General features: G+C 74.0%; 21 protein-coding genes. 3 read left to right on the top strand and 18 right to left on the bottom strand.

Annotated elements, in window-relative coordinates:
• Window positions 1–25: 25 nt before the first annotated feature.
• The 4 genes from C569_RS0106870 to C569_RS0106855 all read right to left on the bottom strand — a co-directional run bounded on the left by C569_RS0106870 (window position 26) and on the right by C569_RS0106855 (window position 6,019).
• Window positions 26–487, bottom strand: a complete 462-nt coding sequence (locus C569_RS0106870) for a DUF948 domain-containing protein (RefSeq protein WP_018785056.1) — start codon at window positions 485–487, stop codon at window positions 26–28.
• Window positions 488–633: 146 nt separating this feature from the next.
• A complete protein-coding gene (locus C569_RS34980; RefSeq protein ID WP_026267796.1) occupies window positions 634–1,284 on the bottom strand; it encodes a hypothetical protein in 651 nt (216 codons plus the stop codon).
• A gap of 2,957 nt (window positions 1,285–4,241) precedes the next feature.
• A complete protein-coding gene (locus C569_RS0106860) occupies window positions 4,242–5,732 on the bottom strand; it encodes a replication-associated recombination protein A (protein ID WP_018785055.1) in 1,491 nt (496 codons plus the stop codon).
• A 74-nt stretch (window positions 5,733–5,806) separates the two neighbouring features.
• Window positions 5,807–6,019, bottom strand: a complete 213-nt coding sequence (locus C569_RS0106855) for a hypothetical protein (RefSeq protein WP_018785054.1) — start codon at window positions 6,017–6,019, stop codon at window positions 5,807–5,809.
• Between the two features lie 133 nt (window positions 6,020–6,152).
• Here C569_RS0106855 and C569_RS0106850 point away from each other — a divergent pair, with 133 nt between their 5' ends.
• Window positions 6,153–6,893, top strand: a complete 741-nt coding sequence (locus C569_RS0106850) for a GNAT family N-acetyltransferase (RefSeq protein ID WP_018785053.1) — start codon at window positions 6,153–6,155, stop codon at window positions 6,891–6,893.
• A 301-nt stretch (window positions 6,894–7,194) separates the two neighbouring features.
• Here C569_RS0106850 and C569_RS0106845 read toward each other — a convergent pair whose 3' ends face one another.
• From C569_RS0106845 to C569_RS0106805, 10 genes are all read right to left on the bottom strand, one after another.
• Window positions 7,195–8,613: an MFS transporter gene (locus C569_RS0106845; protein ID WP_018785052.1), complete on the bottom strand. Its 1,419-nt coding sequence runs from the start codon at window positions 8,611–8,613 to the stop codon at window positions 7,195–7,197.
• Window positions 8,610–9,233, bottom strand: a complete 624-nt coding sequence (locus C569_RS0106840) for a helix-turn-helix domain-containing protein (protein ID WP_018785051.1) — start codon at window positions 9,231–9,233, stop codon at window positions 8,610–8,612. The genes C569_RS0106845 and C569_RS0106840 overlap by 4 nt, the downstream gene beginning before the upstream one ends.
• Window positions 9,234–9,294: 61 nt before the next feature.
• Complete coding sequence (locus tag C569_RS0106835) at window positions 9,295–10,104, bottom strand: sugar nucleotide-binding protein (protein WP_018785050.1); 810 nt, start codon at window positions 10,102–10,104, stop codon at window positions 9,295–9,297.
• 63 nt (window positions 10,105–10,167) lie between these two features.
• Window positions 10,168–11,973 carry an aspartate--tRNA ligase gene (aspS, locus tag C569_RS0106830; RefSeq protein ID WP_018785049.1) on the bottom strand — a complete coding sequence of 602 codons (1,806 nt, stop codon included), beginning with the start codon at window positions 11,971–11,973 and terminating at the stop codon, window positions 10,168–10,170.
• A gap of 244 nt (window positions 11,974–12,217) precedes the next feature.
• Window positions 12,218–13,264, bottom strand: a complete 1,047-nt coding sequence (locus C569_RS0106825; RefSeq protein ID WP_018785048.1) for a S1 family peptidase — start codon at window positions 13,262–13,264, stop codon at window positions 12,218–12,220.
• Window positions 13,265–13,455: 191 nt separating this feature from the next.
• Window positions 13,456–13,587 (bottom strand): hypothetical protein, encoded by a 132-nt coding sequence (locus C569_RS34975; RefSeq protein ID WP_018785047.1) that lies wholly within the window; start codon window positions 13,585–13,587, stop codon window positions 13,456–13,458.
• 2 nt (window positions 13,588–13,589) lie between these two features.
• Window positions 13,590–13,658: a hypothetical protein gene (locus tag C569_RS34970; RefSeq protein ID WP_369753123.1), complete on the bottom strand. Its 69-nt coding sequence runs from the start codon at window positions 13,656–13,658 to the stop codon at window positions 13,590–13,592.
• A 189-nt stretch (window positions 13,659–13,847) separates the two neighbouring features.
• Window positions 13,848–14,786 carry an acyl-ACP desaturase gene (locus C569_RS0106815; protein ID WP_018785046.1) on the bottom strand — a complete coding sequence of 313 codons (939 nt, stop codon included), beginning with the start codon at window positions 14,784–14,786 and terminating at the stop codon, window positions 13,848–13,850.
• Between the two features lie 51 nt (window positions 14,787–14,837).
• Entirely contained in the window at window positions 14,838–16,178 is a 1,341-nt protein-coding gene (hisS, locus tag C569_RS0106810) for a histidine--tRNA ligase (RefSeq protein WP_026267795.1), read from the bottom strand.
• Window positions 16,179–16,217: 39 nt separating this feature from the next.
• Window positions 16,218–16,937 (bottom strand): MBL fold metallo-hydrolase, encoded by a 720-nt coding sequence (locus C569_RS0106805; RefSeq protein ID WP_018785044.1) that lies wholly within the window; start codon window positions 16,935–16,937, stop codon window positions 16,218–16,220.
• A gap of 235 nt (window positions 16,938–17,172) precedes the next feature.
• Here C569_RS0106805 and C569_RS0106800 point away from each other — a divergent pair, with 235 nt between their 5' ends.
• On the top strand, window positions 17,173–18,042 hold the full coding sequence (locus C569_RS0106800; RefSeq protein ID WP_018785043.1) for a peptidylprolyl isomerase: 870 nt from the start codon (window positions 17,173–17,175) through the stop codon (window positions 18,040–18,042).
• Between the two features lie 84 nt (window positions 18,043–18,126).
• Window positions 18,127–18,966, top strand: a complete 840-nt coding sequence (locus tag C569_RS0106795) for a peptidylprolyl isomerase (protein ID WP_026267794.1) — start codon at window positions 18,127–18,129, stop codon at window positions 18,964–18,966.
• Window positions 18,967–19,036: 70 nt separating this feature from the next.
• Here the strand turns inward: C569_RS0106795 and C569_RS0106790 are convergent, their stop codons facing one another.
• The 4 genes from C569_RS0106790 to secD form a co-directional block, all read right to left on the bottom strand.
• Entirely contained in the window at window positions 19,037–21,505 is a 2,469-nt protein-coding gene (locus C569_RS0106790) for a bifunctional (p)ppGpp synthetase/guanosine-3',5'-bis(diphosphate) 3'-pyrophosphohydrolase (protein ID WP_026267793.1), read from the bottom strand.
• Between the two features lie 226 nt (window positions 21,506–21,731).
• Entirely contained in the window at window positions 21,732–22,298 is a 567-nt protein-coding gene (locus C569_RS0106785) for an adenine phosphoribosyltransferase (protein WP_018785040.1), read from the bottom strand.
• A 97-nt stretch (window positions 22,299–22,395) separates the two neighbouring features.
• On the bottom strand, window positions 22,396–23,583 hold the full coding sequence (gene secF / locus C569_RS0106780; RefSeq protein WP_018785039.1) for a protein translocase subunit SecF: 1,188 nt from the start codon (window positions 23,581–23,583) through the stop codon (window positions 22,396–22,398).
• A gap of 1 nt (window position 23,584) precedes the next feature.
• On the bottom strand, window positions 23,585–25,462 hold the full coding sequence (gene secD / locus C569_RS0106775) for a protein translocase subunit SecD (RefSeq protein WP_026267792.1): 1,878 nt from the start codon (window positions 25,460–25,462) through the stop codon (window positions 23,585–23,587).
• Window positions 25,463–25,618: the final 156 nt, after the last annotated feature.

Here is a 25,618-nt window from a genome sequence, read left to right as displayed (position 1 = left end):
TCCTTCCCGCGTAGGCCGGTCGGGGTCAGCGGTTGCCGCGCTTGGCGGCGCGACGCTGCTGCTTGATCGTGTCGCGCACCTCGCGCTCGGTTTCGGCGTGCCGGCGGGCGGAGGCGGCCCGGCGCACGCCGTACCCGAACGCGGCCACCTTGACCAGCGGGTTCGCGGCGGCGGCGGAGACCACGGTGGCCAGGTTCGCCACGTTCGCGGTGACGTTCTGCGCGTGGCTGGTCATGGTGTCCACCTTGGCGAGCTGGAGGTTCACCCCGTCCAGCGAGGTCTGCACCTGCTCCAGCGCCACGTTGACGCTCTTCACGGTGGTGTTCACGTCACCGAGCAGCGGCGCGGTGCGCTCGTTCACCTCGGTGATCATGCGGGTCGTCGCGTCCACGGTGTGCCGCAGCCGCAGGATCGGCACCGCCAGCACGAGCACCAGCATCAGGAACGCGCCGGCCGCGATCAGCGCAGCGATCTCTCCACCACTCACGCGAAAGTCCTCCTCAAGCAGTGTCCCGGGACCCGACGCCCCGGAACGCGCGACCGTACCTACCCCATTCGCGCCACGCCGACCCGGTCACCGGGCGCGGACGGGCGTGCCAGCACCAGACCCTACCGTCCGTGATGAAAGTCGGCTCACGACGGTGAGGGGGTCGCCTCGCCCAGCGGGTCGTCGGTCAGGGTCGGGTACGGATCCTCGCCGGTGAGTGACGGGTCGGTGGTCGGTGTCGGTCCGGTGCGCTCGTCGTCGATCGCGTTGCGCACCTTCACCGACACCAACGAGCCGGTGCACTCCGCCGCTGCGGGCGTCGCAGGTGCGGTCGGCGCCGGTGCCCCGTCCACCGGCGGAGGCGTGCAGGTGCGGTCGCGTACCCACAGGTCGAGCGTCAGTTCGTCCCGCCGCCAGCAGGTGTAGCTGCCCGGAACCTTCTCGTCCGGGCAGCGGTCGACCTTCCAGCGCCGCCACCCGTCCCCGGCCAGCGCCTGCTCGTAGACCGGGACGGTCTCCTTCCACCCCTGCTCCGACTCGAGGGAACGTTCACGCAGCCGGCAGTCCTGCAGGCACCAACGGCTGCCGCTGACGTTGTCGACCACGTTGCTCTGCGCCCAGGCGGGCACCGCGAGCCCGTCGAGGGTGTCGAAGACCGGATCGCGGCTCAGCGTCCGCATCCCGAAGTAGATCGGCACCGCGCCCAACAGCACGAGGCTGACCAGGGCGAGGATGCCCAGCCGCAGCCGGTTGCGTTCGCGCACCTGCCGGCGCAGCTCGGATCGTGCGCCGCGCAGCCCACCGGCCTCCGCGCCGCCGTCGTCGTCCCGTCCGGGACCGGCGGGCCGTGGCCCCGCGGGCTCCCCCGGGGGTACGACCACAGCCGCCCGGGCCTCCGCCGGTGTCGCCGCGTTGCCCGGTCCGGGCCGGTCCGGCTCCGATCCGGGTGGCGTCGCGCGTCCGGTGGTCCGCTCGTCCGGCGCGACCGGGCGGGCGACACCGGCTGCCGCGCGGGCGGTCACCGGCGCACCGGGCGGCACCGGGCCGGCTCCGGGGCGGCCCGCACCGACCGGCATCCCACCGGTGCGCTCGGCGTCGCCGCGCGGACCAGGGCCGGCCGGGCCACCACCCGGACGGCCACCCCCCGCGGGCATCCCGCCCGTGCGATCGAGGTCGCCGCGGGAACCGGGGCCGGCCGGGCCGGGAGCGGGCGCCGGACCGGGGCGGGCCGCCCCACGGGCCGGACCGGACCTTGCGGGCGACGGGTCGGACGACTGCGGCCTGGCCGGGGGCACCTCCGGGCCGGGCCGGCCGGGGCGGGCCGCCGGTTCGGCGCGCGCCGGCACATCCGGACCGGGCGCTCCGGGCCGCCGGGACGGTGTCCCCGGCTCGGGACGCGCCGGCGGGACGGCGACGCCGGCCCGGCCGGCGGGCGCTTCGGAACGGCCGGACGGCTGGTCGGCCGGAGGGCCGCCCGGACGGCGGGTGACCGGCATCGCGGAGTCGGCGTGCGGCGCGCGGCCCGCCTGCCGCAGCCAGTCGGCGGGCCGGTCGGGCCGTTGCGGCCGCGGCTCCCCGGTGTCGTCACGGGCGGCCCGGCGACCGGCCGTCTCGGCGGCCGTGCCGGGGCCGACCGGCTCGTCGGGCGCGGCCCGCCGGCCGCCCGGGACGTCGGGCGTGGCACCGCGGCCGGCGGTCGCGCCGCGGCGGCCGGGGGGCGGGGTCGGGCCGGTCGCCGGACTGCCGGAGACGGGCGCGCGAGGCATGTCCGGTGCGGTCCCGCTGCGCGGGACGGTCGGGGAGCGTTCCGGTCCGCCGGCGCCCGGCGTGGGTACGGCTGCGGATCGGCCACCGGGGGCGGGCACGTGGTGACCGCCGGAGGCCTCGTCGTGCCGGGCGCGTCGCCCGCCACCGGAGACCGGGACGGCGTCCGGAACGCCTCGTCCGGCCGGCTCGCCGGGTACGGCGCCTTCCGGCGCGGCGCGACGGCCCGCACCGGAGACCGGCCGGGTTCCGGGGGCCACCTCGTCGGGCCGCGCCCGGCGGCCCGCCCCCGAGACCGGTTCCGTGCCGGGTGCCACGTCGTCGGCCCTGGCCCGGCGACCCGCGCCGGAGACCGGCCGGGTGCCGGGCGGTACGTCGTCGGCGCGGGACCGGCGACCCGCCCCCGAGACGGGCTGCGCACCGGGGGCCACGTCGTCGGGCCGCGCCCGGCGTGCTCCCCCGGGAACGGGCTGGACGGCGTCGGTGTCCTCGGCGCGGACCCGGCGGCCACCACCGGAGACCGGCGGGATGCCGGCGGTGTCGTCCGGCCCGGCCCGCCGGCCGCCGGAGGGCGGCGGGACCGTCGGGTCGGCCTGGTGCAGGGCCGCCGGCCCGGCGCCGTGTCGACCCCGGGGCGTCGGCGGTACGCGGGTGTCGCCGTCGACGGGTGCCCGGCCCGGGCCGGACGTCGGCGCGCCGGGCGGTACGCGGGTGCCGGCGACGGGCGGCTGCTGGCCGGTGGGTCCGTCCACCCGGCGGCGGTACGGCGCGTCGGCCGGACGGGGCGCCTCGGGCACACCGGGCCACGGACCGTCGACGGGGCGGCGCGAGCGCGCGGTGCTGTCGGTGATCCGACCCCCGGACGTGCTCGGGGCGCCGGCTTCGGGGCCGCCCGGCCAGGGACCGTCGCCGGCCCGGCGCGGGGCACCGGTCTCGGGACCGCCGGGTCGCACCGGCGGCGCGGCCGGACCGGGCGCGTCGGGGCGGCGCATGACCGGCGGGCGCGGGCCGGGCCGGGCACCGCCGGACGGTGTCTCCGGGCCGGGACGGCCACCACCGGAGGGCGCGTCCACGGCCGGCGGGCGGACACCTGGCGGCGTGTCCGCGGCCGGACGCCCGGGAGCCGGGGGCGTGTCGGTGCCGGGCCGGCCCGACGGCCGGGCGGTGTCCACGCCGGGCCGGCCGGGCAGCGGGGCGGTGCCCACGCCGGACCGCCCGGGTGGCGGGGCGGTGCCCACGCCGGACCGCCCGGGTGGCGGGGCGGTGCCCACGCCGGACCGCCCGGGTGGCGGAGCCGGCTGGCCGGGCGGGGGCGCCTGAGGGCCCGGTGCCGGGGGCAGGTCGGTACCGGGTCGTCCGGTGACCGGTCCGCCGGGACGGTCGGCGGCGGGGGGCGCGGCCGGGCCGGGACGGCCGGTCACGGGCGGCAGCGTCGGGTCGGTTCGGCCGACCGGAACGGGCCCACCCGGATGGGGCCGGCCGGGCGTGTGCGGCGCGGCGGCCGGCGGCGGAACGGGCCGGCCGGGCGACTGCGGCGGGGCAGCCGGGGGCGGAGCGGCCCGGCCGGGAGCCTGGGGTCCGCCGGTCGGCGGAGTGCCGGGCCGGCCGGCGGACGGGGGTGGCGGAGCCGGCTGGCCGGGCGGCGGCGCCTGCGGGCCCGGTGCCGGGGGCCGCGCAGCCTGCCGACCGGCGGGCGGCATACCGGGGCCGGGGCCGGGTGCGGCGGCCGGGCGGGGTGGCCGGGACGGCTCGCCGTCCGGCCAGGAGGGCTCGGCGTCGGGCCGCGGCGCGGGGCCGCCCTCGTCCGGTCCGAGTTCACCGCCCTGCTGCTTGGCGGTACGCAGGTCGTCGATCCAGCCGAGTTCCTCGCCGACGACGGTCGGGTCCAGCTCGGGCTCGGCCCGGCCGCGTCCCCACCGGCGGCCCTTGCCGCGCGGGTCGCGCCGCTCGTCGGGGCCGTCCGCCGGCCGCTCCGGACCACGCGCCATCACTACTGACCCCCCTCGGCGGCGTCGCTGCCGCCCTCACTCGCCCCGCCGGCCTGCTCGCCGCCCCCCACCCGGGCCCCGGTCGCGACGGCCGGGGCGCCGGCCTCCGCACGGGTCGCCGGAGCCGGCAGCCCGCGCACGATCCGGCGCAGCAGCGGCAGCCGGGTGGCCACCGCCCGCTCCGCGCCGTGTCCGCTGGGCTGGTAGTAGTCGGTTCCGACGAGGTCGTCCGGAGCGTACTGCTGGGTGACCACCCCCCGGTGGTCGTCGTGCGGGTAGCGGTAGCCGGCCCCGTGGCCGAGGCCCCGCGCGCCGGAGTAGTGGGCGTCGCGCAGCCCGCGCGGCACCGCGCCGCCCCGCCCCGCACGTACGTCGGCGACGGCGGCGCCGATCGCTGTCGTGGCCGAGTTCGACTTCGGTGCGGTCGCCAGGTGGATGACGGCCTGGGCCAGGTTGAGCTGTGCCTCCGGCAGGCCCACGTACTCGACCGCGTGGGCGGCGGCGGTGGCCACCGTCAGCGCGGTGGGATCGGCCATGCCGACGTCCTCACTCGCGAAGATCACCAACCGGCGGGCGACGAACCGAGCGTCCTCGCCGGCCACCAGCATCCGGGCCAGCCAGTGCAGTGCCGCGTCCACGTCGGAGCCGCGCATGCTCTTGATGAACGCGCTCGTCACGTCGTAGTGCGCGTCGCCGTCCCGGTCGTAGCGCACCGCCGCCACGTCGACCGCCTGCTCGGCCACGGCCAGGTCGATCCGGCCGGTGCCCAGCGCGGTCGCGGTGGCCGCCGCCGCCTCCAGCGCGGTGAGCGCCTTGCGCACGTCACCGCCGGCGAGCCGGACCAGGTGGTCCTCCGCCTCCTCGGCCAGGACGAGCGAGCCGCCGAGCCCGCGCTCGTCGGCCACCGCGCGGCGCAGCAGCCCGCGTACGTCGTCGTCGTCGAGCGCCTGGAGGGTGAGCAGCACGCAGCGCGACAGCAGGGGCGAGATGACCGAGAAGTACGGGTTCTCCGTGGTCGCCGCGAGCAGCGTGACCGTGCGGTCCTCGACGGCGGCGAGCAGCGAGTCCTGCTGGGTCTTGCTGAACCGGTGCACCTCGTCGATGAACAACACCGTCGGCGGGCCGCCGGACCGGCGTTGCCGCCGGGCGGTGTCGATCACGGCGCGGACGTCCTTCACGCCGGCGGTCAGCGCGGACATCGCCACGAACCGCCGGTCGGTGGCCCGGGCCACGAGGTGGGCGATGGTGGTCTTGCCGCTGCCCGGCGGCCCCCACAGGATGACCGACATCGGCGCCGCACCCTCGACCAGCTGGCGCAGCGGCGCGCCCGGCGCGAGCAGGTGCTCCTGCCCGACCAGCTCGTCGATGCCGGCCGGCCGCATCCGCACCGGCAGGGGCGAGTCCGCCCGGGCGTCGGTGAAGCCGTCGGCGCCGCCCGCGCCCGCGGGTGCGCCGGCCGGCTCGCCGAGGGTGAAGAGGGCGTCCGATTCCATCACGAGAACAGTACCGGGCCGGGCCGACGACGCCGGAATCGCGCCGCCGCCCCGACCCGGGTGGTCTTTTCCGGTCAGCCGCGACCCGGCCGCCGGCCCCGGTACCACCGGCCGCCACCGCCGCCGCGCGGGCCGGAGCCGACCCCGGCCAGGTAGAGCGAGAGCAGCAGGAAGCCGATGAGCATGAGGGTCGAGGTGCTGAACAGATCGGGGGCGCCGAGGTCGGTGTTCATGAAGTCGAGCAGAAGCGCGAAACCGAACACGATGGCCGCGAGAATGGCGAGCATGTCGTTCCTCCGGTGGGGGTTCCCAGCAGGTCGGCGACGGATGTACCCAATCGGTCTGTTCGTCAATCTCCACCGTGGAACAGGCGGTGGCCCGGCCACCGGTACGGCCCGGCGGTGCCCATAGGCTGGCGACATGATCACGGTCGACGAGGCGCTGAGCGGGCGGGAGACGCTGCTCACCGCGGCCGGTGACCACCCGTTCGCCCGGCACGCGCTCCGGCCCGGCGAGGCCGTGCACGGATGGCGGCACGGCGGCGCGGTGGGATGGTTGCTCCCGCCGGGCGAGTGGTCGGCCGGCGGCGCGGTCGGCCCGCCCGGCCCGGCGCTCGACGTCTTCGCCGCCCAGCGGGCGGACGGGACGCTGCGGGCCGGCCAGTCGGTCAACCTGTCCCGGGCCGATCCCGACGAGGTGGCCGCGCGTCTGCCGGTGGCCCGGCTGTCGGACTGGGACTTCCTCTGGACCACCGGCCCGCCCCCGCACCAGCCGGAGCAGGAGCGGGTGGTGCGGCTCACCGAGGCCGACCACCCCGCGCTGGCCGCGCTGATCGAGGAGGCGTTCCCGGGCACCACCTCCCGGCCGGGCGACCCGGGCGTCGTCGACTGGTACGGCATCCGCGACGGTGACCGCCTGGTCGCCTGCGGCGCCGATCGCAGCCGCGGCGGCATCGGTTTCCTGGCCGGGCTGACGGTCGCGCCCGGGCAGCGCGGCCTGGGGCTGGGCGCGGCGCTGACCGCCGGGATGACGTGTGCCCTGTTCGGCAGGTACGACGCCGTGGCGCTGGGCGTCTACCCGGACAACGTGGGCGCGATCCGGCTGTACCGCCGGCTCGGCTTCACCGCCACCGAGCACCGCACCTCCGTCAAGCTCGCCTGACGCGGCGTCCGCACCCGCACCCGTGATCCCGGTACGCAACGGCCCACCGAGGCCTCGCTGAGGCTGCCAGCAGCACTGGATCGCGTGAGTGGAACGTCATGGGTGTCAAACGGGGGCGGAGACACCTGTGGCGTTCCACCGAGCCGGGTGGCGGGCCGGGCGTGGGCCGCGCCCGGGTGGCGTGCGGCCCACGCGGTGGCTGAGCGGTCGACGGGGTCGCGCCGGACCTGCTCCCGGGCGACGAACGCCCGGTCACACCCGGCGGCCGGCGCTAGCGGGTGCGAGCGGGCACGGGCACGGGTCAGTCGCGGGCCGTCGGCACGACCACCGGCTCGGCCTCGCCCCGGCCAACGGGCCCACCCCGGCCGACGGCCCCGTCCCGATCGATCGCGGCGTCGAGGGACGGACCGGCGGGCTCGTACGCCAGGCCGGAGTGACCGGGTCCGCCACCCGTCCCCTCCGGTCCCACCTGCACGTCCGGCGGGGTCCGGCGGGCGGCCCGCCAGGCCGGCAGGTAGAGCGGCGCGGCCACGGCGAGCGTCACCGCGCCGACGATCATGGCGACGCTGACGCTCGTGGCGTCGGCCAGCGCGGTCAGCGTCACCGCGCCGAGCGCGCCGGCCGGCTGGGCGGCCATCGAGTTGAGCGACAGCACGCTCGTCCGGTACGGGCCGTCGACCTGCCGGTGCAGCAGGCCCATGTGCAGTGGGTTCGACGCGCCGTGCACGGCGTAGCAGGCCAGGTAGGCGATGAGGATGCCGGCCGGTCCGGCCAGCAGGCCCATGCCGACCACTGTCACGCCCTGGAGGATCCGCATCAGCGCGGCGGCCGGGGCGGCGCCGAGGCGGCGCAGCAGGAACGGGGTGAGCGCGGCGCCGGCGGCGTTGGCGAGCCAGGCCGCGGTGCTGGCGGGGCCGAGCAGCGCCGCCGCGCGGCCCGGGTCACCGATGACGTCGGCGAGGCGTACCGGCAGCAGCGACTCGAAGGTGATCATGCCGAATCCCCAGAACAGTTCGACGGCGACCAGGGCCAGCAGCACCCGGTTGCGGCGCAGCAGCCCGACGGCCTGCCCGACCATCCGGGGCGCGCCGACCACCGAGGCGCGTAGCGCGCCCGGGCCGGACGCGGGTCGCCGCTCGGCCATCAGCGACAGCAGGGCCACGATGGAGACGGCCTGGAGTACGGCGGCGACGATCACCGGCAGTGCGAGGGCGCCGACCGGGCCGACCGGGCCGAGCGCGACCAGGCCGCCGCTGAGCAGCGCGCCCGCGCCGATGGCGACACCGATGACGGTGCCGGCCCAGCCGAGGCCGCGCTCGTACTCGGCCGTCGGGTCGGCGGCCAGCGTGGCGTCGACGTACCAGGATTCGAGCGGGCCGCTGTCGAGCGCCCGGTAGACGCCCTGCAACGCCCAGACCAGGAAGAACATCCAGAACGAGTCGGCCACCGCCATCAGCACCAGTGAGCCCAGGCCGACCACCCAGGCGGCGGCCAGCACCGGTTTGCGGCCGAGCGCGTCGGCGAAACCGCCGGTGGGCAGTTCCAGCGCCAGCACGACGAGTCCCTGCGCGGTGGCGGCCAGGCCGATCTGGGACAGCGTGAGCCCGCGCTCCTGCATCAGCAGGATCATCACCGGCATGAGCAGGCCGGTGGGCAGCCAGCGCAGTCCGTACAGCGTGAGGTAGCGGAACCGGATCTGGCGTACGGACAGCGCGCTCACGGCTTCCCCTCGGCGGACGGCGGGGCGGACCGCGGGTATGCGGCGTCCATCGGCAGGGCGGCGAGGTAGAACTGCACCGTCTCGGCGTCGGGGTCGTCGGGAGCGGTCTCGTCGCGGTGCCGCTCGAAGACCGCGAAGACCTCCTCCTTGATCGCTTCGAGGCGGGAGACCGGGATGCGCATGAAGAAGTCGCCCATGCCGAATCCGTCACGCCAGGCCGGCGACCACCGGTGCCGCTGGGCGAACCACCGCTCGGCGTGCTGGGCGAAGAAGCGGACGTAGTCCGCCTCGATCCACTCGATGGCGGCGCGCGCGTCCGGGTCGTCGTCGAAGTCGCTTGATTCCCAGTTGGTGACATCGTGCGCGGCCCGCCAGTAGCGCTGTCGGCCGGTGCCGAGGGTCGGATCCTCGACCACGAGACCCACCTCGGCGAGCTGCCGCAGGTGGTAGCTGGTCGCGCCGGTGTTGGTGCCGAGTTGTTCGGCCAGCGTGGTGGCGGTGGCCGGACCGCCCAGGCGCAGCGCCCCGATCAGCCGCATGCGCAGCGGCTGGGCCAGGGCCCGCACCTGCCGGTGGTCGATGCGGACGGCGCGGTCCGCGGGGCGCTTCTTCTCCTCCATGAGATGCACAATATCTGTGCACACTTTCCATGCACAAGATGCTTGCAAAGAATCTGTGCGACTAGCCGTACAGTTCCGCCACGCCACGCAACCGGGTCCGCAGCAGCCCCGCGGCACGGGTGGAGTCCAGCACCACAGCACCCGGGCGGCGCAGCCCGGCGGCGGCGATCGTGGTCGTCCGCAGCCCGCTCGCGTCCACCCCGTCGTGCCGGGCCACCAGCAGGCCCAGCCCGGCGCGGCTCACCGCGTCCGGCCCGGCCACGTTGAGCAGCCCGGCGTGGTCGCCCGGCACCAGCTCCAGCACCGCGGCGGCGAGGTCGGCGACGTGCACCGGACAGCGCAGCTCGTCGGTGAACAGCGTGGCCCGGCCGGCGAGCGCGTCCCGGCAGAGCTGGATCTGCTTGCTGCCCTCCCCCACGATCAGCGAGGTCCGCACCAGCGCCGCGCCCGGGTCCACCGCCCGCACCGCCGTCTCCGCCGCCGCCTTCGCCGCCCCGTACGGGTGCAGCGGCGTGGGCACGTCCTCGTCCGCGTACGGCGTGGGCCGCCCGGCGTGCAGCGCGTCGCTGGACAGGTGCACCAGCCGGGCGCCCACCTCGGCGGCGGCGACGGCGATGTGGGCCGCCCCGTCCGCGGTGACCGTCCAGTCGTCGTACCGGTAGGGGGTGGCGACGACGGCGTCGGGGCGTACCCGGATCAGCAGCTCGCGCACGGCGGCGCGGTCGGTCACGTCGAGCCGGTGCGGCGCGACGCCGGGCACCGCGACGGCGGTGGAGTGGTACGTGCCGGCCACCCGGTGCCCGGCGGCGACCGCCTGCCGGCACACCTCGGCGCCGAGGAAGCCGCTGGCTCCCACCACGAGCAGATGCATGCGTCCCCCTGAAGATCGAAAAGGCCCGCGTCATCATGACGCGGGCCTCTCCGGAAGCGAGGATCAGGTCGGGTCGGCCACCGGGGCGGCCGGGCCGGCGGTGCCGGCGTGCGCACCGGCCGGGGCCTTCGGCTTGGCGTCGATGCCCGCCTCGGCGCGCTGCTGCCCGGTGATCGGGGTGGGCGCGCCGGTCAGCGGGTCGAAGCCGCCGCGGGTCTTCGGGAACGCGATCACCTCGCGGATCGAGTCGGCGCCGGCCAGCAGCATGCAGACCCGGTCCCAGCCGAAGGCGATGCCGCCGTGCGGCGGGGCGCCGTACCTGAACGCCTCCAGCAGGAAGCCGAACTTGTCCTGCGCCTCGTCGGCGGTGATGCCGAGCAGGTCGAACACCCGCTGCTGCACGTCGCCCCGGTGGATACGGATCGAGCCGCCGCCGATCTCGTTGCCGTTGCAGACGATGTCGTACGCGTAGGCCAGCGCCCGGTCCGGCGCCTCCTCGAACTTCTCCACCCACTCGGCGTTCGGCGAGGTGAACGGGTGGTGCACGGCGGTCCAGCCGCCGTCGTCCGTCTTCTCGAACATCGGCGCGTCGACCACCCAGCAGAACGCCCAGGCGCTCTCGTCGACCAGGTTCGCCCGCTTGGCGATCTCGATCCGGGCCGCGCCGAGCAGCTCCTGCGCCTCGCGGGTGTCCGTGCTCGCGGCGAAGAAGACCGCGTCACCGGGCTTCGCGCCGACCGCGTCGGCCAGGCCGGCCAGGTGCTCCTCGGACAGGTTCTTCGCCACCGGGCCGCGCGGCTCGCCGGTCTCGGCGTCCAGCACCACGTACGCCAGGCCGCGCGCGCCGCGCGCCTTGGCCCAGTCCTGCCAGCCGTCCAGCTCCTTGCGGGTCTGGGACGCGCCGCCGGGCATGACCACCGCGCCGACGTAGCCGCCCGCGTCGATCGCGCCGGCGAACACCCGGAACCCGGTGCCGCGCAGGTAGCCGGTCAGCTCGGTCAGCTCGACGCCGTAGCGCAGGTCCGGCTTGTCCGAGCCGTAGCGGGACATGGCGTCGTGCCAGGTGATGCGCGGGATCGGCCGGGCGATCTCGTAGCCGGCGAGGTCCTTCCACAGCGCCGAGACGATCGCCTCGCCGAGGTCGATCACGTCGTCCTCGGTGACGAACGACATCTCGATGTCGAGCTGGGTGAACTCCGGCTGCCGGTCGGCGCGGAAGTCCTCGTCGCGGTAGCAGCGGGCGATCTGGTAGTACCGCTCCATGCCGCCGACCATCAGCAGCTGCTTGAACAGCTGCGGCGACTGCGGCAGCGCGTACCAGCTCCCCGGCTGCAGGCGTACCGGCACCAGGAAGTCCCGGGCGCCCTCCGGGGTGGAGCGGGTCAGCGTCGGCGTCTCGATCTCCAGGAAGTCCCGCTCGTGCAGCACGCCGCGGGCGATCTGGTTGGCCCGCGAACGCAGCCGCATGGCCTTGGCCGGGCCGCCCCGGCGCAGGTCCAGGTAGCGGTACTTGAGCCGGATGTCGTCGCCGGCCTCGATCTGGTCGTCCACCGGCAGCGGCAGCGGCGCGGCCTCGGAGAGCACCTCCAGCGCGGTCGCGGTCACCTCGACCTCGCCGGTGGGCAGATCCGGGTTCTCGTTGCCCTCCGGGCGGCGGGTCACCTCGCCGACGACCTTGACGCAGAACTCGTTGCGCAGCGCGTGCGCGTCCTCCTCGCGGAAGACCACCTGCACCACGCCGGAGGCGTCGCGCAGGTCGACGAAGATGACACCGCCGTGGTCGCGCCGGCGGGCCACCCACCCGGCGAGCGTCACCGTCGAGCCGGCGTCCGCCGCGCGCAGGCTTCCGGCATTGTGGGTACGGATCACGGCTGGCGTCTCCTCAATCTGGTCCACTCACTGCTCCCCCGCATTCTGTCAGGGCGGGCGGGCCCGCTCCCCGGCACCCGTCGAGCCCGGCCCGTCCCGGGGCGCGGCAGAGCCCGGCGGCGGCGGTCAGTGGTGGCCACTGTGGCCGCGCTCGCGGTCGGTCCGGGCCGCCGGGAGGCGGGCGCCTGACCGGGTACGCGGAACGGGCCGCCGGTCACCCGGCGGCCCGTTCGCGTGCGGTGGTTCAGTAGACGCTGACGCCGTAGCGGCTGAGCGCCTCGGTGACCGGCTGGAAGTAGGTGGTGCCACCGAAGGAGCAGTTGCCGCTGCCGCCGGAGGTGAGGCCGAGCGCGGTGCTGCCGGAGAAGAGCGAGCCGCCGCTGTCGCCGGGCTCGGCGCAGACGTTGGTGCGGATGAGGCCGGAGACGCTGCCCTCGGCGTAGTTCACGGTCGCGTTGAGCGCGTTGACGCTGCCGCTGCGCAGGCCGGTGGTGCTGCCGGAGCGCTGCACGCTCTGGCCCACGTAGGCGTTGCCGGCGCCGGTGATGTCGCGGTAGCTGCCGTTGTAGAGGTAGACGTTCCCCGGCTGCGAGCCGCTGCTGTAGCGGACGATGCCGTAGTCGTTACCCGGGAAGCTGGTCCCGGCGCGGGTGCCGAGCAGGCTGGTCTGCGAGGAGTTGCTGTACCAGCTCGACGAGATGTTGGTGCAGTGACCCGCGGTGAGGAAGTAGTAGGTCGAGCCGCTGCGGACGTTGAACCCGAGCGAGCAACGGCCTCCGCCGCCGGCGTAGATGGCCTGGCCGCCGGAGATCCGGGTGCTCAGCACGCCGGCCTCGGCCTCGATCCGGACCGCGCCACCGGTGCGGGCGGCGGCGGCCTTGACCCGCTCCAGCTTGGCGCCGGTGACGGTGCTGTCGACGGAGACGACCACCTGGTTGGTCGCCGGGTCGGTCCACCAGGCGGTGCCCGGGATCTTGGCGGAGCGCTCCAGCTCGCTGGTGGCGGCCCGGAGCTGCTTGGCGCCCCGGGTGACCAGCTTCGGGGTGGCGCCGGCGGCGTGCACCTGCCGGGCAGCGGCGGCGTCGGTCACCGTGACGACCATCTTGCCGCTGGCGTCGGCGTACGCTCCGGCGGCGCGGTCGCCGAGCTTGGCCACGAGCGTGGCGGCGGCGTCGGGCGTGGCGGCGGCGGGGGCCGCCTGGGCGGGGGCACCGAGCAGAGAGCCGGTGGCCAGGGTGCCGGCCAGAGCGACGGCAGCGGCGCGGCGGAGCGTGGACCTCGTGGGTCGCATGTAACAACCTCCGAAAGGGGGTGAACGGGCGCTGTCATGGGGGCGCGCCCGAGGACAACCCGGGCGACCTGGGGAAACCGCCCGAGTGACCAAAGTATTCACACATTTAAGATCGTAAGCAAGACAAGATTTTGCCCGGGTTCGCGCCAGCGCCCGATGTAACACCTGAGCAACAACACCGACACCATCTGTCAGAGCGGCGGCGGGCGGCGGCGGGCACCCGGGCCCGGGCGGGGCAGCACGTCGCGCGCCCCGGTGATCTCGTGCCCCTCGGCACAGCGCAACGCGACCCGGACCTCGGCGCCGCAGTCGCGGTGCGCCACGCTCAGCGGCGAGGGTAGCGGTCACCCCACCCGAGCACCGCGACGAGCACCGGCCAGAGGCCCAGACCCATCTCGGTGAGCCGGTACTCGTGGCGCGGCCGGCCGCCTGGTGGCCCACGCCACCTCGACCTGCCTCATCCTCCCCCTCCCCGGCCCTCCTCACCGGTCCCCGGCGATCTTGCAGTTGCGGCCCCCGCTGCGCCGTGTCTGCGGCATTTGCGGGGGCCGTAAGTGCAAGTTCGCGCGGGAGAGGGCGGGAGTCAGGCGGTGCGGGTTGATACGCGGGCCGCGCGGGCGGCCCGGCGCTCCTCGAAGCGGGAGGCCTGGGTCTCCAGGGTGTCCAGGTGGGCGGCGATCTGGTCGCGGGCGGTCTCGCCGTCGGCATTCAGGCCGGTCACGTCGAACAGGTTCCACTGGCGCAGCACCGGCATCACCACCTCGTCGCGGTGCTGGCGCAGGTCGTAGATGCCGGCCAGCGCGATCGCCACCGACTTGCGGGCGAAGCCCTCGATGCCCACACCCGGCATCTGGAAGTCGGCCAGCACGTCGGCCACCGCCCGCATCGCCTGCGACGGAGCCAGCTCGAACGCCGCGCCGAGCAGGTTGCGGTAGAAGACCATGTGCAGGTTCTCGTCCGCGGCGACCCGGGCCAGCAGCGCCTCGCACGCCGGGTCGCCGGTCGCGCGGCCGGTGTTGCGGTGCGAGATGCGCGTCGCCAACTCCTGGAACGACACGTACGCCAGCGAGTGCAGCATCTCCTGGTCGTGCGTGTTCTGGTAGCCCGCCGACATGTGCACCATGCGGGCCCGCTCCAGCGCCACCGGGTCCACCGCCCGGGTCACCGTGAGGTAGTCGCGGATCGCGGTGCCGTGCCGCCCCTCCTCCGCGGTCCACCGGTGCACCCACGTGCCCCACGCGCCGTCGCGCCCGAACAGGGTGGCGATCTCGTGGTGGTACGAGGGCAGGTTGTCCTCGGTGAGCAGGTTGACGATCAGCGCGGTACGGGCCACCTCGGGCAGCGTCGAGTCCTCCGGCGACCAGGGTTCGCCGCCCAGCGGGCCGTCGAAGGTGCGGCCCTCGCTCCACGGCACGTACTCGTGCGGGAACCACTCCTTGGCCAGCGACAGGTGGCGGTCGAGGTTCTTCTCGACCACCGGCTCGAGTTCGGTGAGCAGAGCGGTCTGGCTGAGCACGGTCACGACGTTCTCCCTACGGTGGCGTAACTTACGCCACCGTAGGTCGAAACGTCATCAGACGCCAGTGCCGGCCGGGCCGACCAGCGGTTTCAGGTCCGCCCGGGGCGGTGTCCACTCCCCCGCCGCGGCGGGCACCTGCTCGCCGGAACGGATGTCCTTGACCTCGTCGCCGTCCGCGCCGGGGAACCAGACGTACGGGATGCCGCGCCGCTCGGCGTACCGGATCTGCTTGCCGAACTTGGCCGCCGACGGCGACACCTCGGTGGGCACACCCCGCGACCGCAACGCCGCCGCGACCGCGTCGCTCGCCGCCCGGTCCTCCTCGGCGGAGACCGCCACCAGCACGCAGGTCGGCACCGAGCGGGACACCGACAGCGCCTCGGCGCCGAACAACAGGCCGAGCAGCCGGGTCACCCCGATCGAGATGCCCACCCCCGGGAACCGGACGTTGCCGGAGCTGGCCAGGTTGTCGTACCGGCCGCCGGAGCAGATCGAGCCGAACCGCTCGTAGCCGATCATCTGCGTCTCGTAGACCGTACCCGTGTAGTAGTCCAGGCCCCGCGCGATGCGCAGGTCGGCCACGCAGAGGCCGGGCGCGTGCGCGGCGGCGGTCTCCACCACGGCGGTCAGCTCCGCGACGCCCTCGTCCAGCAGCGGGTCGCTCACCCCGAGGCCGCGCACCGCGTCGGCGAAGGAGGCATCAGGCGCGGAGATCTCGGCCAGCGACAGCACGGCCTTGGCCTGCGCCTCGCTCGCCCCGGCGGTGCTCGCCAGCAGTTCCGTCACCCCGGCCGGGCCGATCTTGTCGAGCTTGTCGACGGCGCGCAGCGCCGCCTCGGCGTCGGTGAGCCCGATGCCCCGGTAGAAGCCCTCGCAGATCTTGCGGTTGTTGACCTGGATACGCACCGGCGGGATCGGCAGCGACCGCAGCGCGTCACCGATGACCAGCGGCATCTCGGCTTCGAAGTGGGCCGGCAGGGTGTCCCGGTCGACGATGTCGATGTCGGCCTGGAGGAACTCCCGGTAGCGGCCCTCCTGCGGGCGCTCACCGCGCCACACCTTCTGGATCTGGTAGCGGCGGAACGGGAACTGCAGCTTGCCGGCGTTCTCCAGCACGTACCGGGCGAACGGCACGGTCAGGTCGAAGTGCAGCCCGAGCGCGTCGTCGCCGGACGGGCCGTCGGCGTCGGCCTGCAACCGGCGCAGTAGGTAGACCTCCTTGGAGGTCTCCCCCTTGCGCAGCAACTGGTCCAGCGGCTCGACCGAGCGGGTCTCCAGCGGCGCGAAACCGTACAACTCGAACGTCGCGCGGATCCGGTCGAGCACGAACTGCTCGATCATCCGCTGTGCCGGCGTCCACTCGGGGAAACCGGAGATGGGCGTGGGCTTGCTCATGGCGTACTCCTTGAGAACCCGCGCGGGCGCGGGTGAGGTCTAGAGGCCTCGGGTGGGCGCGGCCGGGCGCGCGCCGCCGGTGCCCGCCACCTCGACGAGGTACGGGTTGGTCGCGCGCTCGCGGCCGATCGTTGTCGCGGGGCCGTGGCCGGGCAGGACGACCGTGTCGTCGGCCAGCGGGAGCACCTTGTCCCGCAGGCTGGACAGCATCCGGGGCATGCTGCCGCCCGGCAGGTCGGTGCGGCCGATCGAGCCGGCGAACAGCACGTCACCGGAGAGGCAGATCTGCTCCGCCTCCCAGGGCGAGCCGGCGCCGGGCAGCCGGAACAGCACCGACCCACCGGTATGGCCGGGGGCGTGGTCGACGGTGATCTCCAACCCGGCGAGCGACAGCGCCGCGCCGTCGGTCAGCTCGGCCACGTCGTCCGGCTCGGCGTACGGCAGCCGGCCGCCGAACAGCTCGGTCAGGTCCATCGACAGCGCCTTGCTCGGGTCGGCCAGCAGTTCCCGGTCGTCCGGGTGGACGTAGGCGGGGATGCCCCGCGCGCCGCAGACCGGGGCGACGGAGAACGTGTGGTCCAGGTGGCCGTGGGTGAGCAGCACGGCGGCCGGGTGCAGGCGGTGCTCGGCGAGCACGGCGTCGAGCCGGTCGAGCACCCCGATGCCGGGGTCGACCACCACGCACTGCTCCCCCGGCCCGGTCGCCACCACGTAGCAGTTGGTGCCGAAGGCGTCCGCGGGAAAGCCGGCCACGAGCACGTCGCTCCCCTTTCCGTCCGGTCGTCGTCTGCCTGCAGCCTAGTCGTAACGGCCAGCGAGTTCCGTCCGCCACCGCCCCCGTCCGCCCGGCCGCACCGAGACGGCGGGACCTCGTACACCACATTCACAGTCGGTACCCGTACACTCTGGCGGGCGTGTGGCGTGGCGCACCCCGATCGGAACGGCGGACGGCGCCCGGCGCCGGCGGCGATCAGGCAGAGGAAGGGGAGCGCGCGTGGCTTCCAGCAGGGACCGGCAGCGCAAACTGGCGCGCGCCAAGCTCGACCGGCAGCTTGCCCGGCGGGCGGCGGCCGCGAAGCGCCGCCGGCAGATCCGGGCCGGCGTGGGCGCCGCGGTGGTGCTCGTGCTGATCGTGGCCGGCTCCGCCTGGGCACTCGGCGCGTTCGACTCCGAGCCGGAGAAGACTGCCGCCGAGGACGTCTGCCTCTGGGCCGCTGAGGACGGCGCCGTCAACACCAACCTGAAGGACGTCGGCGAGCCGCCCACCACGGGCCTGCCGACCTCGGGCACCCGCCCGATGACGATCACCACCAACCAGGGCGGTCCGATCACGGTCGAGCTGGACCAGACCGACGCGCCGTGCGGCGCGGCGAGCCTGAGCTACCTGGCCGGCCGGTCGTTCTTCGACAACACCACCTGCCACGAGATCACCGCCGAGGGCGCGCTGCGCTGCGGTGACCCGACCGGCACCGGCCTCGGCGGCCCGACCTACTCGTTCTACGACGAGAACGTCCCGGCCGCGCCGGAGCCGAGCCCGTCGGCCTCGCCGGCGCCCGGGCAGCCGGCGACGTATCCGAAGGGCACGGTCGCCATGATCGGCAACCCGCCCGGCAGCAACGCCAGCCAGTTCCTGATCTTCTTCAAGGACGCCAGCCCGGCCAAGCCGGCCTACTCGGTGGTCGGCAAGGTCACCGGCGGGCTCGACGTGGTGGAGAAGATCGGCGCCCTGCCGACGGTGGACAATGGCAACGGCGCCAAGGTCAAGCCGAAGACGCAGGTGCTGGTCCAGAGCGTCACCGTCGGCGAGCCCGGCGCGGCTCCGGCCGACAGTCCCGCGCCGTCGCCCAGCGCCAGCGCGGGCTGAGAACACAGGCGAGCAGGCGGCGGGCCGTCGGCTGACCCGGCGGCGACGCGCGCCGACCCCATACGCAGCAGGTGAGGAGTGACCGTGACGTCCACCAGAGACCGCCAGCGCGCGGCGGCGCGGGCCAAGCTCGAGCGGGAGATGGCGGAACGGGCCGGCCGGGCCCGCAAGCGCCGGCAGACCCAGGCGATCGTCGGGGCCGCGGCGGTGCTGGTGCTCGTCGTGGCCGGCACGGTCTGGCTCGTCGCCGCGCTCGGCGACGACGACGAGCAGGACGGCACGACCGCCGCCGCCGGGGCCGTCCAGTGCGCGTACACGGAGGTGCCCAAGGAGGGCCGGCCGCCGCAGATCAAGGACGTCGGCCTGCCGCCGGCCCAGCAGGCCGGCAAGGGCACCCAGACGATGACCATCGACACCAACCTGGGTCCGATCACCGCCAAGATCGATCGCGCCAAGGTGCCCTGCACCGCCGGCAGCTTCACGCACCTGGCGAGTAAGGGCTTCTTCGACAACACCAAGTGCCACCGGCTGGTCACCGAGGGCATAAAGGTGCTCCAGTGCGGCGACCCGAGCGCCACCGGCACGGGCTGGCGGGACACCGACGGCACCGGCGGGCCGTCGTACAACCTGGCCGAGGAGAACCTGCCGACGGACAAGCGCCCGCCGTACCCGGAGGGTGTCATCGCGATGGCCAACTCCAGCCAGCCGGGCAGCACCGGCAGCCAGTTCTTCATCGTGTACGGCGACTCGCCGCTCGACCCGAACTACACGGTGCTGGGCACGATCACCGGTGGCATGGACATCGTCAAGGACGTGGCCAAGGCGGGTGACGACGGTGCGTTCGCCCAGCAGGCCGGCGGTGGTCACCCGAAGAAGGAGATCACCATGACCAAGGTGACGATGAGCCCGGTCGAGGGCGGCTGATCCACCCGTACGACGACGAAGCGCCCGCCGGCTGATCGCAGCCGGCGGGCGCTCTCGCGTGCGTGGCGCCTCAGGCCCCCGAGGTGACCCGGTACGCGTCGAACACGCCGTCGACCTTCCGGACCGCGGCCAGCAGGTGCCCGAGGTGCTTCGGGTCGGCCATCTCGAAGCTGAACCGGCTGACCGCCACCCGGTCCCGGGTGGTGGTGACTGTCGCGGAGAGGATGTTCACCCGCTCCTCGGACAACACCCTGGTCACGTCGGCGAGCAACTTGTGCCGGTCCAGCGCCTCGACCTGGATGGCGACCAGGAACGTGGAGGCGGAGGTGAGCTTCCAGCTCACCTCGACCACCCGCTCCGGCTGGGCGCGCAGGTCCTCGGCGTTGGCGCAGTCGTCCCGGTGCACGCTCACCCCGCCGGAGCGGGTGACGAACCCGAACACCGAGTCCGGCGGTACCGGCGTGCAGCAGCGGGCCAGCTTGATCCAGACGTCGCTGACGCCGCGGACCACCACGCCCGGGTCGGCGCTGCTCTGCCGGCTGCGCGGCGGCCGGGTGGCGACGGCGGTCTCGGCGATGTCCTCCGCCGCCCCCTCCTCGCCGCCGTAGGACGCCATCAGCTTCTGCACCACAGACTGCGCGGACACCTGGCTGTCGCCGACCGCCGCGTACAGCGAGGCCACGTCGGCCAGGTGCAGGTCCCGGGCGATCGCCATCAGCGCGTCCGAGGTGAGCATCCGCTGCAACGGCATGCCCTGCTTGCGCATCGCCTTGACGATCGCGTCCTTGCCGGCCTCGATCGCCTCCTCGCGCCGCTCCTTGTTGAAGTACTGGCGGATCTTCGTACGCGCCCGCGGGCTCTTGACGAAACCCAGCCAGTCCTGCGTCGGCCCGGCCGTGTCGGACTTCGACGTGAAGATCTCGATCACGTCGCCGTTTGAGAGCGTCGACTCCAGCGGCACCAGCTTGCCGTTGACCCGCGCCCCGATGCACTTGTGCCCGACCTCGGTGTGCACCGCGTACGCGAAGTCCACGGGCGTCGACCCGGTCGGCAGCGGGATGACGTCGCCCTTGGGCGTGAAGACGTACACCTCCTGGCTGGACAGGTCGAACCGCAGCGCGTCCAGGAACTCGCTCGGGTCGGCCGCCTCACGCTGCCAGTCCAGCAGCTGCCGCAGCCACGTCATCTCGTCGATGTGCGCCGGCGGGCCCACCACCGGAGTGCCCTTGTGCTCCTTGTACTTCCAGTGCGCGGCGATGCCGAACTCGGCGGTGCGGTGCATCGCGTACGTGCGGATCTGCATCTCCACCGGCTTGCCGGTGGGCCCGATGACAGTCGTGTGCAACGACTGGTACATGTTGAACTTGGGCATGGCGATGTAGTCCTTGAACCGGCCCGGCACCGGCTGCCAGTTGGCGTGGATGACCCCCAGCGCCGCGTAGCAGTCGCGCACCGTGTCGACCAGGATCCGCACACCCACCAGGTCGTAGATGTCGTTGAAGTCGCGCCCCCGCACGATCATCTTCTGGTAGATCGAGTAGAGGTGCTTCGGCCGCCCGGTGGTCTCCGCCTTGATCTTGGCGGCCTTCAGGTCGGTGGACACCTTCCGGGTCACCTGGCGCAGCAGCGCCTCCCGCTGCGGCTGGTGCTCCCCGATCAGCCGGTTGATCTCCTCGAACCGCTTCGGGAACAGCGTGCCGAAGGCGAGATCCTCCAACTCCCACTTGATCGTGTTCATACCGAGGCGGTGCGCCAGCGGAGCCAGGATCTCCAACGTCTCCTTGGCCTTCTGCTCCTGCTTGGGGCGGGGCAGGAAGGTGAGGGTCCGCATGTTGTGCAGCCGGTCGGCCAGCTTGATCACCAGGACGCGTGGGTCCTTCGCCATCGCCACGACCATCTTGCGGATGGTCTCGGCCTTGGCCGCGTCGCCGAGCTTGACCTTGTCGAGCTTGGTGACACCGTCGACCAGCAGCGCCACCTCACCGCCGAAGTCACCACGCATCTGGTCGAGCGTGTACTCCGTGTCCTCGATGGTGTCGTGCAGCAGCGCCGCGACCAGCGTGGTGGTGTCCATGCCCAGGTTCGCCAGGATGGTCGCCACGGCGAGGGGGTGCGTGATGTAGGGGTCGCCGGACTTGCGGTACTGCCCGGAGTGCCACCGCGCGGCCGTGTCGAAGGCGCGCTGGAGCAGCCGCGCGTCGGCCTTCGGGTGGTTCTCCCGGTGCGTCGCGATCAGCGGCTCCAGCACCTCGCTGACCTGCGAGGTCTGCCAGGGCGCGTTGAACCGGGCCAGCCGGGCGCGTACCCGCCGGCCGGTGGGCGCGTTGGAGAGGGCGAAACCGCTACCGGGCGTGGCTTCGTTGCCCTCGGTCGGGAACGGCACCACGACCGCCCCGCCGTCGGCCGTCGCGTCGGACACGCCGCCGGTGGCACCGGTCGCCCGGACCGGCGGGTTGCCGCTGCGCTCGGTCACCGAGCCGTCCGCATCGCCTGTCGGGTGCACCGTGCCCTCCACCGGAGGGACGACATCGTGGGACACCGGCCTCCTCACCGCTCGCCGGGATGCGCCGGCCGTCCGGCCGACGTCTGGTTCAACCGGCCCGGGGGCCAGTGTTGTTCCACGCGGTCGCCGGGGCCGGGCCCCGGCGCCTTCGCCGCCCCGGACAGCTCGGCCGGGTCGGGCAAAGGGCAATGCTACCCGTACGCAGGGTACGCCACCGCTCCCCCGGACGGTCCGCGCCGACCGGCCCGACGGGCCGGCCTGGTCAAACGGTCAACAGGGCATGCACCGGGCGCTGGGCCAGCCGCTGACGGCCGGCCAGGAAGCCCAGCTCCAGCAGCACGGTGAACCCGGCCACCGTCCCACCGGCCCGTTCCACCAGGTCGAGCGTGGCCTCGGCGGTCCCGCCGGTGGCGAGCACGTCGTCGAGCACCAGCACCCGGTGGCCGGCGGTGAAGGCGTCCTGGTGCACCTCCAGCGTCGCCTCGCCGTACTCCAGGGCGTAGGAGGCCGAGTGGGTGGCCCCGGGCAGCTTGCCCGCCTTGCGCACCGGCACCACACCGACGCCGGTCGCGTACGCGACCGCCGCCGCCAGCACGAACCCGCGCGCCTCGATGCCGGCGACCGTGTCGAACGAGTCCCGCCCGTGGTACGCGATGATGCCGTCGATCACCGCCCGGAACGCCACACCGTCGGCGAACAGCGGCATCAGGTCCTTGAACACGACACCCGGCTTGGGGAAGTCCGGCACGTCCAGCAACCGGCTGGCGACGAGCTGGGCGACCTCCGGGCCGCTGTCTCCCCGTACCGCGGTGGTGTGGGTCTCCGTCACGGTTCGTCCCATGTCCTCTCGAAACGACGACGGCGTCCGTCATGCCGTGACATCAGCATGACGGACGCCGTCGAATCGATTCCGTCCGGCCCTGCGGTCAGCGGCGCTTGCCGCCGGGCCGGTTGCCGCCGCCCCCGGCGGGACGGCCGCCGCGGGCGCCGCTGGGGCGCTTGCCGGCCGGCCGGGCGCCGACCTTGGGGGCGGCGCCGGCGAGCGCTGCCGACTCCGGGTCGATCGGCGCGTCGGCGGCCGGAGCGGCGGCACGCGGGCCCTTCGGGGTGATCTCGCCCCGGGCGATCGCGACCCGGCGGGACAGCACCCGCTTGGTGTGCGCGCTGATCCGCGGGTCCATGTTCTTCAGCAGCACCAGCAGCGGCGTGGCCAGCATGATCGAGGTCAGGAACGCCACCGCCATACCGACGAACAGCACCAGGCCCAGGTCCTTCAGCGTGCCCGCGCCGAGCAGGCCGGCACCGATGAAGAGCAGACCGCCGACCGGCAGCAGCGCCACCACCGAGGTGTTCAGCGAACGCATGAGGCTCTGGTTGAGCGCCAGGTTGGACGCCTCGCCGTAGGTCATGTTGTTGTTCGCGGTGATGCCGCGCGTGTTCTCCTGCACCTTGTCGAAGACCACCACCACGTCGTAGAGCGCGAAGCCCAGGATGGTGAGGAAGCCGATGATCGTCGACGGGGTGACCTCGAAGCCGATGAGCGAGTAGATACCGGCGGTCAGGACGAGGTTGGTCAGCAGCGAGACGATCGCGGCGACCGCCATCCGCCACTCGAAGCGCAGCACCAGGTAGATCGACACCACCGCGATGAAGATCAGCAGGCCGAGCAGCGCCCGCGAGGTGACCTGACTGCCCCACGCCTCGGAGACCTGACTGCCGCTGATCTGGTCAGCCGGGATGCCGAACTCCTGCGCCATCGCCGTCTTGGCCGCGTTGGCCTGCTCGGCGGAGAGCTGCCCGGTACGCATCTCGTAGAACTCGCCGCTGGTGCCGCCGACCTTCTGCGCGCTGACCACCTCGACGCCGGCCGCCTCGTCGGCCAGCACCTCGTCGACGACCTGTTCGGCCCGATCCAGCGTGCCGACGCTGGCCGGCACCTGGAACGAGTTGCCGCCGGCGAACTCGATGCCCAGCTTGAAGCCGCTGATCGCGAAGCTCAGCACGGCGACCACCACGAGCACGCCCGCCACGCCGAACCACAGGTTGCGGCGGCCGACGATGTTGAGATCCGCCTCGCCCCGGTAGAGCCGGGCGGCCAGACCACTCTTAGCCATCTCAGGCCTCCTTCACACGCGGGTTGCGGGCGGTGCCCGGCTCGGCCGACCGGGCCGGCAGCGCCCGGCCCAGACCGCTGACCCGCGGCGACAGGAACGCCCGGGTGCGGGCGAACATCGTCATGATCGGGTGGCGGAAGAGGAACACGACGACCAGGTCCAGCACTGTGGCCAGGCCGAGCGCGAAGGCGAAGCCCTTCACCGCGCCGACCGACACGATGTAGAGCACCACTGCCGACATCAGCGTGATCGCGTTGGCCGAGATGATCGTCCGGCGGGCCCGGATCCAGGCGCGCGGCACCGCGCTCCGTGGGCTGCGGCCCTCCCGGATCTCGTCCTTCAATCGTTCGAAGTAGATGACGAACGAGTCCGCCGCGACGCCCAGCGAAACGATCATGCCGGCGATGCCGGCGAGCGTGAGCGTGAAGCCGATCGACCGGCCGAGCACCACCAGCGCGCCGAAGACGAGCAGTGCGGAGAGCACCAGGCTCAGGAAGATGACCGAGCCGAGCAGCCGGTAGTAGAAGAACGAGTAGATGATGACCAGCAGCATGCCGATGCCGGCGGCCAGCAGACCCGCCTTGAGGTGGCTGTCGCCGAGCGTGGCGGTCACGTTCTGCTGCTCCTGCGGCTCGAACGTCACCGGCAGCGCGCCGTAGCGGAGCTGGCTGGCGAGTGCGTTCGCGGCCTTGTTGTCGAAGCTGCCGGTGATCTGCGAGTCACCGGTCAGCACGCCCTGGATCTCCGGGGACGAGACGATCTCGTTGTCCAGCACCACGGCGACCCGGCACTTGCCGTCCTGGCCGAGCGCGGTCTGGTCGCAGGCCTGGCCCTCGTTGTTGAACGCCTCGCGGGTCAGCGCGGTCCACTTCTCCTGGCCGTCACCGGTGAAGTTGAGGCTGACCACCCAGGAGCTGGTCTGGTCGAGCTGCGCGGAGGCGTTCTTGACGTCGGTGCCGAGCACCTTGGCCACGTCCAGCAGGTACTTCGCGCCGGTCTCGCAGGCCACCGCCTTCTGCTTCTCGTCCTTAATCGAGGCGGCGGGCCGCTTGTCGAGCTGGGCGCAGGTGATGGTCGGGACGTTGAACTGCATCTCCACCGGCAGGACCGCGACCTCCTGCGGGGAGAGCGTGCCGAACGGCTTGAGCTTGTCGGCCAGCGACGGGTCGGCGGTCAGGTCCGCCGGGGCCTGCAGGCCCGAGGCGGCGGCCCAGGCGGCCGCGCCGACCTTCTGCTCGACGGCCTTGCGCTGCTGCTCGATGCTCTGCGGCACCGGCTCGGCGCTGGCGCTCGGCGAGGCGGACGGGGACGCGGGGGCGCTGGCGCTCGGCGAGGCCGAGGGCGACGCCGGAGCCATGCCGCCCTGTCCGCCCGCACTCGGCGACGCGCTGACCTTGGGGCTGTCCGACGGCGCCGGGCTGGCGGTACCGGACGGGGTGGCGCTCGGGGTCGGCGCGGGCGCGGCCACGGCACCGCTGCCGTCGGTGGCCTTGAGCACCTTGCGGAAGCGCAGCTCGGCAGCCTCACCGACGTCCGTCAGATCCCGGTTCTGGCCGGGCAGGGAGATGACGATGTTGCGGTTGCCCTCGGTGACCACCTCGGCCTCGGCCACGCCGTAGGCGTTGACCCGGCTCTCGATGATCTGGCGGGCCTCCTCGAGGTTGTCGGCGGTCGGGGGCCTGCCGTCCACGGTGTTGGTGGCCTCGAGCGTCAGCCGGGTGCCGCCGACGAGGTCCAGGCCGAGCCGGGGCTCCAACCGGTCCTTCCAGCCGCCGCTGGCGCCGCCCGAGAAGAACACCAAAAGATAGAGGACGACGAAGATGAGCCCAAGCACGGCGAGCTGCCGTCCGGGCCGCATCTGTCCCTGAGGTGGTGCCACGGCTGTCCTGTCTCCCTGTACGGTCGCGCCGTTTCCACGGCGGCGACAACTGTCGGGCCGGGGGTGTCCGCCCGACTGCTCCGGCAGGTCGGCACCGGAGGACGGCACGCCGGCTGGAGCGCGGCGCGGGGGCGCCGCACGGCCCGGCCGGATGCC

The sequence above is a fragment of the Micromonospora sp. CNB394 genome (genome assembly GCF_000374985.1).
GTDB lineage: Bacteria > Actinomycetota > Actinomycetes > Mycobacteriales > Micromonosporaceae > Micromonospora > Micromonospora marina.
The sequence above is the reverse complement of the archived record's forward strand: the minus strand, read 5'-3'. Positions and strand labels throughout refer to the sequence as shown.

Coding starts and splice junctions, on each gene's coding strand:
- C569_RS0106860 (WP_018785055.1), bottom strand. CDS start 5,732: ATGGAATCGGACGCCCTCTTCACCCTCGGCGAGCCGGCCGGCGCACCC.
- C569_RS0106855 (WP_018785054.1), bottom strand. CDS start 6,019: ATGCTCGCCATTCTCGCGGCCATCGTGTTCGGTTTCGCGCTTCTGCTC.
- C569_RS0106850 (WP_018785053.1), top strand. CDS start 6,153: ATGATCACGGTCGACGAGGCGCTGAGCGGGCGGGAGACGCTGCTCACC.
- C569_RS0106840 (WP_018785051.1), bottom strand. CDS start 9,233: ATGGAGGAGAAGAAGCGCCCCGCGGACCGCGCCGTCCGCATCGACCAC.
- C569_RS0106835 (WP_018785050.1), bottom strand. CDS start 10,104: ATGCATCTGCTCGTGGTGGGAGCCAGCGGCTTCCTCGGCGCCGAGGTG.
- C569_RS0106825 (WP_018785048.1), bottom strand. CDS start 13,264: ATGCGACCCACGAGGTCCACGCTCCGCCGCGCCGCTGCCGTCGCTCTG.
- hisS (WP_026267795.1), bottom strand. CDS start 16,178: ATGAGCAAGCCCACGCCCATCTCCGGTTTCCCCGAGTGGACGCCGGCA.
- secF (WP_018785039.1), bottom strand. CDS start 23,583: ATGGCTAAGAGTGGTCTGGCCGCCCGGCTCTACCGGGGCGAGGCGGAT.